The sequence below is a fragment of the Oscillibacter sp. KLE 1745 genome, assembly GCF_000469445.2.
Taxonomy (GTDB): Bacteria; Bacillota; Clostridia; order Oscillospirales; family Oscillospiraceae; genus Oscillibacter; species Oscillibacter welbionis.
The window spans coordinates 1-10,814 of sequence record NZ_KI271755.1 but is presented as its reverse complement, the minus strand read 5'-3'; the positions used below and the strand labels follow the sequence as shown (position 1 = coordinate 10,814).

Here is a 10,814-nt window from a genome sequence, read left to right as displayed (position 1 = left end):
GCGCCGTTTTAGAAGGCTTCCCAAACATCCTTTTAGAGGACCATCAGATTGGCCTTTTGGGAGCCGCTGTGATGCCCCATGAACGATTTTTTAAGGTCACTTCAATGGGGGGTCATTTTGGGGGACAACTATACTGTTTTTGTAGGGACGATAACATAATGCCTTCAATTAAATCCATTTATTTCTCGTTTTTAAACGAATTAAAATGAGTTTTTCGAGTTCAACACAAGTCTCCTAAATCGGCTTTGTATTCCTACAGTATGCGCAAATCCCTTGGGATTCAAGGCTTTGAGAGGATTGGAAACAAAATGGGTTGTATTCATTTTAAACATATCGATTTCTCCTTTATATCGTTTTGCAGCACCTATCAGTTATCCATTTGTTTTTTGTGGATGCAAATACAGGCTAGTTCTGTTAATACAGTGGAGAGACAAGGGTGCTAAAGTAGGAGGGCTCACAACATCCTCCTGTCCGAAGGCCGCCCTATATGTATGTGACCGCAGAAGGGAAGATTATTCCCGAGATTAAAAAATAATTGGAGGCCAATATTCCACCCGAGCCATCGTAAGAAATCTCAGAGAAGAATCATCCTAAAAAAAGGGCGCCCGCAGGGTAGAAGCGCATAAGACAGGTTTATAGCTTTAGAGAGAACAGCGTGGCGGAAGTCACGCTGTTCTGCTTTTTGCTGCGTGGGTGAGCATTTCGGCAATGATGCTCTCCGGCAGGAAACCAATGCAGGCAAGGCTGATATGCACATCCTGCACTCGCTGCCCGCTGCTCTTATCCGGCGCGGAAACATAGACCCTGCTCACAAGATCATGCAGCACAGCGGGCGTCAGTTCCTGCAAGTTGGGATATTTCTTCGCCCGGAGGATGAACTGCTCAATGCTGTCGGCTTCTTTCTCCTGCTGGGCAATCTCCTGTTCCAAAAGCTGCATTTTCTCCGTCAGCTCTGTTTGCTCATTTTCATAGTCGGCGGACAGCTTTTCAAATCGGCTATCATTGATTTTGCCGGAGATATTGTCCTCATAGAGCCGTTTGAACAGACGGTCAAACTCTTCCATCCTGCGCTGTGCCTGCGTGAGCTGTCTGCGCTTTGCGGCGAGTTCTTTCTTGAAGTCCTCCTTGCGCTTTGCACCCAGCTTATCGCGGAACAGATCCTCACAATCGGAGATATACCAAAGCAGGATTTGCAGAAATTTCAGCACGCCCTTTTCCAGAACAACCGCACGGATGAAGTGCGTTCCGCACACGTCTTTTCCCTTCTTGCGAGAGGTAGAGCAGACGAAATGATCCTGTCGTTCTTCAAAGTTCCGCGAGGTGCAGTAGTACATTTTTTCTCCGCAATCGGCACAGTAGGCAACGCCGGAAAAGAGGTTGCTCTTGCCCGTTCTTGCCGGTCTGCGTTTGTTGCGGCGCAGCTCCTGTACCCGCTGAAAGGTTTCCTCATCCACAATGGCTTCGTGGGTGTTGCGGAATATCTTCCATTGCTCCGGTGGATTCTCGATGGTCTTCTTGATTTTGTAGGACTGCCGGTGCGTTTTGAAGTTCACGGTATGCCCGCAATACTCCATCCGTTCCAGAATTGCAGCAACGGTACTGCCGTTCCAGTTGTATGGATTCTCCGGCAAAGCGCAGCGGACTTTTCGTTTTTGCCTGTCCTGATAAACGGTGGGCGTCAACACATGATCCTCTTTCAGCATCCATGCAATCTGCGTCGGACCGTTCCCGTCCATGCAGAGGGAAAAGATGCGCTTGACCACCTGTGCCGCTTCCGGATCGACGAGCCAATGCTCTGAATTATCCGTGTCTTTGACGTAGCCATACGGGGGGATTGTGGTCAGATGCTCGCCGGATTCTCCTTTTAGCTTGAGGGATGCCCGCACCTTCTTGCTGCCGTCCCGAACGTAGTATTCGTTGATAATGTTGACGAACGGGACGAACTCATTGTCTTGCTGTTTGGCACTGTCCACACCACTGTTGACGGCAATGAACCGCACGTTATTCTGTGGGAATGTGATCTCGGTATACATCCCAACTTCCAGATAATTTCGACCGATGCGGCTCATGTCCTTCGTGATGATCGTACCGATCTTTCCGTCTTCCACCAGCGCCATCATGCGCTGCCAATCCGGTCTTTGAAAGTTTGCGCCTGTGTAACCGTCATCCACAAAGAACTCCGTATTGCGGAAGCTGTGTTCCTTTGCATATCGGCTGAGATAGGCTTTTTGATTCACAATGCTGTTACTGTCGCCCTGTGATTCATCGTCACGGGACAAGCGGCAATACAGCGCGGTAATTTTGTCAGACTGCTTCATAGTAGATTCCTCCATCATCTGAGGACAGTCTGCCAAGACAAGGTTGCTGTTGGTCACGATCACACACTCCCTTCGGAGTCGATCAGCTTCACCGCCTTTTCGGGAAGGGTGTGCTTTCCGTCAAAGCTGGCAGTAAAGCGGTAGATGGTGTTTCCTTCTTTCAGGCGTACCATGATCTGCGGTAACTCCTGCCAGAGAGGAACGGGGACACTGCGGCTGCCGTCCGTTTCCACTTGGACGTTACGTTTCTTGTTATCCATTTGCACCTTCCTTTTCATTCAGATTTCCGAGCAGCGCCGCATGAATCTCCCGGAGCAAAGTGCGTGATATGACCTATTGCTATTCAGTATATCACGACAATTTCCGGGATTCCATTGGGTAATGTACCGGGATTCACAGGAGAATTACAGGCAGTTCGCCGGGTTGCACAGCCGTCCGTTCCAGTCAAGGAAACGGCTTCGCCTCACTGCGTGTCCTTGACAGGCTCGTTCGCCTGTGCAAGCCGGTAATCAAGGCGGCGATGCCGCCATTCGCCAATGAAAATCAGCTGCATTTCAAGGCTTTTTTAATCTTTCAGCCCAATTATAACAAGAACAAACGTTCGAGTCAATGCGATTATGAGAGGAAGAGCAAGCACAGCAAGTGTAGCTACACTTGCGAAAAACGGCGTGGGTTGACCGGGATTTCCTTGCAGAGCAGCAAGCAAATCCGGTGAGTACCCACACCGAAAAAACAGAGCGTTCCGGCTGACCGCCGAAACGCCCTGTTTTCATTTTTGGGATAGTCCCAAGCCCTTATGTTCGTGCAAAATTACGAAAGCTCACCAGCTATACTCTGATAACTGGAATGTGTAGGATTCGCCGGGAGTAATGTCATAGATCACAACAGAGTCATCCTTGAATTTATCTCCGGCGCTCAGAGAAGATAGGTATATATTGCCGGAGTCTACCAGATAACCCGCACTGTCATACAGCTTATAACTAATCATATCATACCCGGAATCACTGCTCCCGCTCTTCTTTTCTCCGGTAATCGTAATGGTCAGCTGCGGAGAATAGTCTTTGTCAAACTTAAATTCGGCTCCTTGAATTTGGATCACGGATGCCGTACTCCCCATGAAGTCTTTCACCTTCAGATCCAGCGGAAATGAATCAAACGTCACTTGAACATCTTCAATAGGCAAGCAATACAGAGCATCGCAGTTTACTTCGTCAAACTGAACTGCGTTTTCCTTGTACACGGTGAAATAAACCTTCCCGCTTGCGGATTTTCCGGCTTTGATCTCAGAGGAAGGGATTCTCACATTGGCAAGATATTGCTCTCCGGCAGCTTGGCTGGTATAATAGCCGAAATCATCAGTAGAAACGGACTTTGTACCAGCATAAACCTCTTCATCCGCGTCATTTACGATTCGAATATCCACATCAACATCAGCTGACAGAGACTTATCATTTTTATCAGCCAAGCCAAAGAAAAGGCTGTAATCACTTGTTCCCTCGTTATACTGAAAAGACCAGCTTTTCAGTGTTTCAACACGGGATGCCGACGATCCGCACCCACTCAGCAACAATGCAATTACAAGTCCACACACAAGAAAGAATCGTTTCATTTCTGAGTCTCCTTATCTGTCTGTGCCTTTATTGCACGGAACATTTCTTGTTTGAGCAAACGCTTTTTCTTTGGATCTATTGTGCAGTAATTGTGATTGCACCGATCACTTAGAAAGCAAGTCTCGCAGATAAGCTGTCCAACTTCCTGCATAATCAGTTCATCATCGCTGGGAAGTTCGTAGGCTTCGATCTTTTGGATGCCTGTCGGGTTACGCAGTCCGTAGTCAATCTGTTTTCCATTTCCGGTTTTTACATAGCGGTAGACCTCGGCACCGAATGAAACACTGTCACCAACGTTGTGGTCTTCAAAGCCGGATTTGTCCATCCAGACGTGATCCTCTTTATCATCAAACATTGTCCCATCGGTGTACATTCCGCTAATGAAAATCCGCTTGAAGCAAATATGTTTTGGCTTGACTTTCTCAATCTGTCCTTTGAATTCAAGCAGATAATTAAATATGCCGTTTGCAAATCCGGAACGATAAGCGTGCCCTAAAGAAGCAAGCTGGACATCCAGATATTCATCATAGGACATCTTTTCTGCGCCAACGACATCCTTACGAGAATCCGGATTGAAAAATACGAGGCCATCTTCTTCATCTACGCATGTATCTTCTCCATAATTGATTGCCAAAAGCGATTCTTCATCTGGATACTTGGCAATCAGAGCAGCGGCTTTTTTGAGCCGCTCCTGCCGCTTTTGCCTTTCGCAGCGTTCGCACTCATGCTGCTCCGCAAGGATGCGATCCTCTATGTGCCTGCTTTCGTCTTTTGTCAGCAATGGAGATAAATGTTCAACGCAATCGTAATCGCCATTTTCCATGCGTGTTTTGAAGCAGACAAGAATCTCTTTCAGTTCCTGAGCAGACAGATACCTCGCCTTGTCAATAGAACAGCTATGGTAACACCCCGTGTTTATGTTGCCATGCCCATCGCCGTACATAATGGCGGTATTCCATGGGCAAAAATAATGTTCTTTCTGGATGAGCCTTCCTCGCTTCAAGCCCTCCTCAAATTCCGGAAAGACCGCTGGATTGCCACAGCCTTCGTGATCCTCCACCCAAAATCCGGAAGGACCCTTGTCCGCGTGACTGATCATCACATTGATTGCATCGACTGTAGCCTTTTTCATTTGTTTGTTATTCATAACCCAAACCTCCGTTAATAAGTGCCGCCAGACAGCGACCTGACATGTTAACGTGGTCTTTTAGAGTATTTATAAAAATTATAGCATGTTTCTTTGTGCTTGTCTATCCTACTTGCTCGGCATGACAGGCAAAACAGTTTTCAAATTCAGAGGTTTCTATCGCTGTAAATGATGTGCTGCTTATGGAAAGGGATCCCACTGTTCATTGGATGGTGAACAACTAATTGTAACCATGCAATAGCGAACGGAACGGTGAGCGCAGTACACGGATTGCAGAAGCGCGGAATAAGGGACAAAATTATCGTTTCAGCAAATTTCTTTCCTATCCTCACAAGGATTGGTTTAAGTGAGGGATTTCTGACTACTTTTCTGAAAGATGACATCTCAGAAGTACCCTTATGAAACAGGTTGGAAATCGGCATTTAACTGACGTATGAGCTGTACTTGTGCAAGGGTATGGACGCATCATTGCCCATGATTTTTGCGTTGCTCACAGGGAAGCTAATTCCGGATTATCGACCTTAAATCGTACAAAATCCATCCTATCCATCTACCATCAACAAAGGCAACTGCAAAAGCAAAGGGGCATGTGCCTTAATGACACATACCCCCTTTGTCAGCAACCCTTGTCCGACAACTGCCATAGTATTTGTTTCTCAAAACCTGTTTTATGGACAGCTACCCCATAGGCGCCCTTTCAGTTAACCTAAAAATTGGAAAGCACAAAAATGTTTATCGGCAATTGAACTATAAATCACAAAACATCAAAATAGTTTTATCGCCATTTTTCAGTTTCCAAAATGAAATGACTGACTCCAAGTCACTCCGCTCAATCAATATCATACTCTTCAAATGGAGACAATATCGAAGCGACCCGTTCGACACTAATCCTTACTTTCTCTGTGAACGACATCTGACCGATTGTCATGCTTTGCCCATATTCGGGATAATTTCTGCCAAACAAGGCTTTGTAGGCCACCTCCAGTCTATCAATGACTGTCCCCACTTGTTTTCCTGTATGGTCATTTATTATTCCATTTTTTTTGCACTCTTCACTGCTTTTTAAAAGGAGGCGACTATGAAGCACCACATCGGAATTGGTAAGAATGTCCTTCATAGGGCCAGAATCCTTACCGGTGACAAAAGCACTATACGCCTTCATATCGCACATCTGTAGTCCCACCATGATAGGCGCAAAATATGTTGCCGAGAATAACACGGCGTTTTGTTCCTCGAATCCTTCGCTCATATTTTTTGCCGCATGCTCAATGATTTTTAGGAGCCGAATGTAACGCTCAGTTTCCCGCAAAGAGAAGTTGAAGTATTTCATCACTTCCATGCCAACTAATGAAACGAGAGAATCCGGCCACATTTTCAATCTTTGGTTGAGGAATCGGTTATAGTCTACATGCGGAAGTGTAAGTTGAATGTCAAAGAATTTATCTAGATACCTTGTTGCATTGAACCCCGAGCCATAATAACTTTTTACCGTCCACTGCAACTGTGACAGGCTTACAGAGAAGACGAAAGTAACCCTTTCATCATCAAAATAATGCTTGATTCTCTCCAGGAAACGAATTGCATAATCAGGTTTACAGCGGTCCAGTTCATCAATAAAGAGCACAAGCCGGTTTCCATGTTCCGCTATCAAGGAATCGATAAACTCGTGAACCAAATTTCTTAGGTCGGTTTCTTTTTGTATACCCTCCAACTTTCCATTTCCTCGTAGTGCTTGAAGAGTTGTGGATATGTTCTTTTCTGCCAGAAGGTCTACAATCCCCAACGCAGCATTACATAGGCTACGCTCCCTCTCTGGTGTGTAGTCACTCTGTCCACTACGTATTGCCGCATAAATTAAAGACAGCAATGGGTCCTCATGGTTGTCATTAGCCCAGGCATCATAGTATACGGACGTATAACTATCTGGGACATGAATTCGGTTCTGGATAACATTCTGCACTTTATAGTGCGTTTCCTCAGGTATATCCGTCTGCGGATTATATGCGTCCAGAATCAATTTAACTTGTTTCACGAAGAATGTCTTCCCCGCCCCCCATTCCCCATTCAGAGCAACAGAGTAGCAGGTATCTTCCATGTTTGAAAGCAGTTCAACAAATCGAAGGACATCTTCGGTGCGCCCAATAGGGTTTGTTCCTAACAAGTCAAGTGCGTTTTCTTCGGTAGGGTTTAAACTGAAATTTTTCATATTTCACCTTTTATATCTATTTCTAAATAGACCGCTATATGTGCTAAAATCCATCAAGTCGCATTCTATTTGATAAGTTGTACCAGTCGCTGGACTTCTTTGAAATCCTGTACACTTGATTTATTTCTTTGAGGAAAATTCCGGCTTAGAGCGCTCATGGAACGGTGATTATATACGTCCTCCGAATAGCAAATTAGAAGACGTGGAATATCTATCTCCTCTGGAAAATGAATGAGTGGTCTGCTATCCCTTGTATCCATAACAATCTGTTCAGCGATTGAAAATTTCCAATTATCTTGGACATAGGAGACAAAATTTTGTGGTAAACTTTCCTTTGCGCAAATAAGTTTATAGTTCTCCATATTTCTACTGTCCTGATAAAATATCGGTGCGCGTGTAGTCCCTGGGGCATAATAGTTATGGACGGCCATTAAAAGTTCAAAGCATAAATAAGAATAATCCTTCTTTTCACCTCTAAACAACAGGCGGTGAATAGTTTCCATCTTCTTTATGAGATGTTCTTGTGTTCTTATATCCATCTCGCTGAACAATTCAGTAAAATATCTTCCAAGTCCGGTCCACGGAGGAAGTAATTTACTATCAAACATTGAAGCATAACTGTCATATTTTTTGAGAAAATCTCCTTGAACGATTCCAACGTCTACCATGACTTCAAAATCCAGAAATTTGCGAAGATACTCCCGACAATTTGTACCCTCACCAAATATGCGCTCTACTGTATGTCCCAACTGTTCTCCATCAAGAGCGGCAAGAACAATTGTGTTTTCAATACCGTAAAACAGGTGGTGGAGCCGTTCCAACACCTTGATAGCATATTCCGGAAGGCACCGGTCCAACTCGTCAACCACAATGAGTAGCGTCGCGCTTTCTGATAAAATGGACATCTGCCGCCTTACTTTATCTATGGCCTTCTTAAAATCATAATACGAGTCCGTGCTATGGCGGGTAGTCTGTTTCTTTTCACTGTCCTCTGTTCCTTTTTCAATCAAACTATCTATGTTCTCAAGGTCGACCCCTAATTTTTTCTCGGCAAAGGAAAAAACCGTTTGCTTGGCGATGTTCTTTGTAATGGACAGCACTTTTTCTGCTTTTTCTCTCGTTTCCTTTTTGAGTAAATTTGTTTTTTCCTCAATGCTGTCCTGCATGGCGGCTATAATCGCCATCAACGGCTCCTCATAGTAGTCGTACTGCCAGCAGTTATAATGGAAAACTATTAAACTCCCTGTTGATTCATACACCCGGAGCAATTATTCCAACTTTTGAACAATATAGGTTTTCCCCGCTCCCCACTTCCCGTTTAGGGCAAACGCACAAGAACTCTTGGCCTCTGACAAGGTTATCAGAAGGTTCATTATTTGATTCAAGAGTTCATCCCGACCCAAAATATCTACAGGCAAAGTATCTGAACTGAATGCTCCGATAGCCTTGTTTTGAACTCCCATTGTCCTGTCTGCCATAACAACCCTCCCACCGCTTTAGTAAGTATTACAATTTTCTGATTTTCCTTATATGGGAAAATCACAATTTTGATTCTATCTTTTAAACTTTGGAACCGCGGGAAAGCCTGCAAGGCTTCTAAACCCGGTTTTGCGCCGTTGCCATATCCAACTTGGCAATGCATCTTCCGTACCAGCGTTTCTTTTTCTTCTTGTGGATACTCCCTGTGCAGTTGATGGTCCCTTTTTCCAGTGCTCGTTGATATGTTTCCTTCAACTCCGACGTGATGGCCGGTACGGACATCCGCCCTCTCCACTCACCATTCTCCAACTGGGATACCGTCAGCCGGCAAAGAAACTTCCCATGCTCTTTACAGCCCACAGCGGAGTAGTAGCAGTTGCCTATTGGACCGGACCAGCGGTGGACACACATCGGTTTTTGGCATATCGGGCACTTAGGCTGGCGGGCTCTTTTAGCATTCAAAACTGTTTGCATGGATAGGTATGGGCTAACTCGATATTTTGGTTGTATTGGAAACTGCTCCATAGAGAATTGTGGAAGCCGGATTTTTCTTCTTATTCGTTTTTTTAAAAGCCGATAAGTCAGAGACTCTTCTGTAATCCAAGCAGAAATTGCGGCCGTATATGTCGCATCGTGCAGTGCGTTGTGAAAGGTGTCTTGTATTGGAATCCTGCAGGTTTCGATGGCGCTCTGCAATGCAACCTGCCGGCTGTCCTCTCCAATGACATGGCCGAACGCCTGTTGCAGGTTGTATTTCTTCTGAAAGGCTGGAACAGGAAGTTTCCAGTATTCGCAGTTCTGTTTGAGGGCCTTGAAGCCCTCGCTTCCCCAGGCACCAAATTCCCGCTCTTTACCGCACCACGCTAAAAACTTGGACAGCCCCTGAGGAAAGTCCACATCTGAATCAATCGACTTTTGCAGGTCCGGTAAATTCTTTGCCCCTGGCCCAAACACCTTATGGACACGCGGCCGGATATAGATATTGAAGGAATCCAGAACGGGCCGTCCGAGCCCTTCAATCTTGACTGCACCGATTTGCAGGATTTCATCCAGGGATTTCGTGTCATCCCCCCGGTTCCATTCCAGGTCAAAAATTATCATTCAATCGTCTATCTTTCGTTTTTTATGCCGAATAGTTTGGCAATCAGCGCGACACCTTATCGAACATCTGTTTTCCTCTATGATAACAGAATTTGAAAATAATCTCAACCACAAGTTGTAGTTGCCAGATAAAAAACAGAGCGTCCATCCGTTAACTAGAGACCCTGCTTGATGGATAAAAATAAGGATGCTGATAGGGCGCCGCATACAGCCCGCAGCAAAGGCTGTAGGCTGTATGCGGCGCAAATCCAGTAGGAGCCCTCCACCATAGGAACCCGATACCACTGATGGCATCACTGGTTCTCATTCACATACTCATAAGGGATGCCCAACATATTCAGGCACAGCCCAGCAGCCAGGGTATAGCCGGTACAGGGAGGACACGCCTGCCACAAAATAGTCGTAGGGGCCGTTGTAATGGTCCACCGAGGAGGTGTATGTGACCTTCCATCTGTCAACCATCCGACGTAAGGCAACTGCGCTTCCCTCTAACTGCTCCTCACGGCTCAAATCAGAGAAAGGTTCCACAATCTCCAGTACCACATCATAAGCCGCTTGGAACTCCGCATCCGTGCGGCTCTTTTTGAGACTGCTCAGGTTTTGCGGATGTGCAATGGCAGCAGGGCGGAAGGGAGACTTCTCCAGTGTAAGGGATTTGTCCGCCATCCGACTCACCAAGCGCCGCAGCAACACCGCGGGTAATGTAACTGTTAAACATCAACGTACACCTCCATAAACCATCAAAAATTTATAACGTAATTCTTATTTTTCGATATAATTGATTTAGGGGAATAAAAAATAGTATCCTTACCGTGTTCTGATATCCGTATTCTATCTTGCGATTCTTCATTGCGTATGTTATTATCTAAATAGTAATTTACCAGCATCACTATGTTACTGTCCCCTGCAAAACAGTACGGTAGTGCCCCAAAACGGCACGCAAAAATAGTGAG

The 10,814-nt window shown here is 45.5% G+C and carries 8 protein-coding genes and 1 pseudogene; 1 reads left to right on the top strand and 8 read right to left on the bottom strand.

Going from position 1 to position 10,814, the window contains the following annotated elements; genetic code table 11:
- Positions 1 to 209: hypothetical protein (locus tag HMPREF1546_RS19415; RefSeq protein WP_207643778.1), on the top strand; the 209-nt coding region annotated here is incomplete at its 5' end.
- Positions 210 to 665: 456 nt separating this feature from the next.
- On the opposite strand, the gene HMPREF1546_RS14295 is transcribed toward HMPREF1546_RS19415, so the two are convergent.
- The 8 genes and pseudogenes from HMPREF1546_RS14295 to HMPREF1546_RS14255 form a co-directional block, all read right to left on the bottom strand.
- On the bottom strand, positions 666 to 2,318 hold the full coding sequence (locus HMPREF1546_RS14295) for a recombinase family protein (protein WP_051320046.1): 1,653 nt from the start codon (positions 2,316 to 2,318) through the stop codon (positions 666 to 668).
- 59 nt (positions 2,319 to 2,377) lie between these two features.
- Positions 2,378 to 2,578, bottom strand: coding sequence for a hypothetical protein (locus HMPREF1546_RS14290; protein WP_036629525.1), 201 nt, complete (start codon positions 2,576 to 2,578; stop codon positions 2,378 to 2,380).
- A gap of 560 nt (positions 2,579 to 3,138) precedes the next feature.
- A complete protein-coding gene (locus HMPREF1546_RS14285; RefSeq protein ID WP_021747844.1) occupies positions 3,139 to 3,927 on the bottom strand; it encodes a hypothetical protein in 789 nt (262 codons plus the stop codon).
- A complete protein-coding gene (locus tag HMPREF1546_RS14280) occupies positions 3,924 to 5,075 on the bottom strand; it encodes a hypothetical protein (protein ID WP_021747843.1) in 1,152 nt (383 codons plus the stop codon). Before HMPREF1546_RS14280 ends, HMPREF1546_RS14285 begins: the two co-directional genes overlap by 4 nt.
- A gap of 829 nt (positions 5,076 to 5,904) precedes the next feature.
- Positions 5,905 to 7,281 carry a P-loop NTPase fold protein gene (locus tag HMPREF1546_RS14275; protein WP_021747841.1) on the bottom strand — a complete coding sequence of 459 codons (1,377 nt, stop codon included), beginning with the start codon at positions 7,279 to 7,281 and terminating at the stop codon, positions 5,905 to 5,907.
- 65 nt (positions 7,282 to 7,346) lie between these two features.
- Positions 7,347 to 8,654, bottom strand: a pseudogene (locus HMPREF1546_RS14270) (P-loop NTPase fold protein).
- A 223-nt stretch (positions 8,655 to 8,877) separates the two neighbouring features.
- Positions 8,878 to 9,861, bottom strand: a complete 984-nt coding sequence (locus HMPREF1546_RS14260; RefSeq protein WP_021747838.1) for a 3'-5' exonuclease — start codon at positions 9,859 to 9,861, stop codon at positions 8,878 to 8,880.
- Between the two features lie 315 nt (positions 9,862 to 10,176).
- The gene (locus tag HMPREF1546_RS14255) at positions 10,177 to 10,527 is read right to left on the bottom strand and encodes a hypothetical protein (protein ID WP_021747837.1); all 351 of its coding nucleotides are present in this window, start codon (positions 10,525 to 10,527) and stop codon (positions 10,177 to 10,179) included.
- Positions 10,528 to 10,814 lie beyond the last annotated feature (287 nt).

Excerpts from the sequence above, each read along its gene's own strand:
- HMPREF1546_RS14260 (WP_021747838.1), bottom strand. The coding sequence starts at position 9,861 with ATGATAATTTTTGACCTGGAATGGAACCGGGGGGATGACACGAAATCC.
- HMPREF1546_RS14295 (WP_051320046.1), bottom strand. The coding sequence starts at position 2,318 with ATGAAGCAGTCTGACAAAATTACCGCGCTGTATTGCCGCTTGTCCCGT.
- HMPREF1546_RS14275 (WP_021747841.1), bottom strand. The coding sequence starts at position 7,281 with ATGAAAAATTTCAGTTTAAACCCTACCGAAGAAAACGCACTTGACTTG.
- HMPREF1546_RS14280 (WP_021747843.1), bottom strand. The coding sequence starts at position 5,075 with ATGAATAACAAACAAATGAAAAAGGCTACAGTCGATGCAATCAATGTG.
- HMPREF1546_RS14290 (WP_036629525.1), bottom strand. The coding sequence starts at position 2,578 with ATGGATAACAAGAAACGTAACGTCCAAGTGGAAACGGACGGCAGCCGC.
- HMPREF1546_RS14255 (WP_021747837.1), bottom strand. The coding sequence starts at position 10,527 with ATGGCGGACAAATCCCTTACACTGGAGAAGTCTCCCTTCCGCCCTGCT.
- HMPREF1546_RS14285 (WP_021747844.1), bottom strand. The coding sequence starts at position 3,927 with ATGAAACGATTCTTTCTTGTGTGTGGACTTGTAATTGCATTGTTGCTG.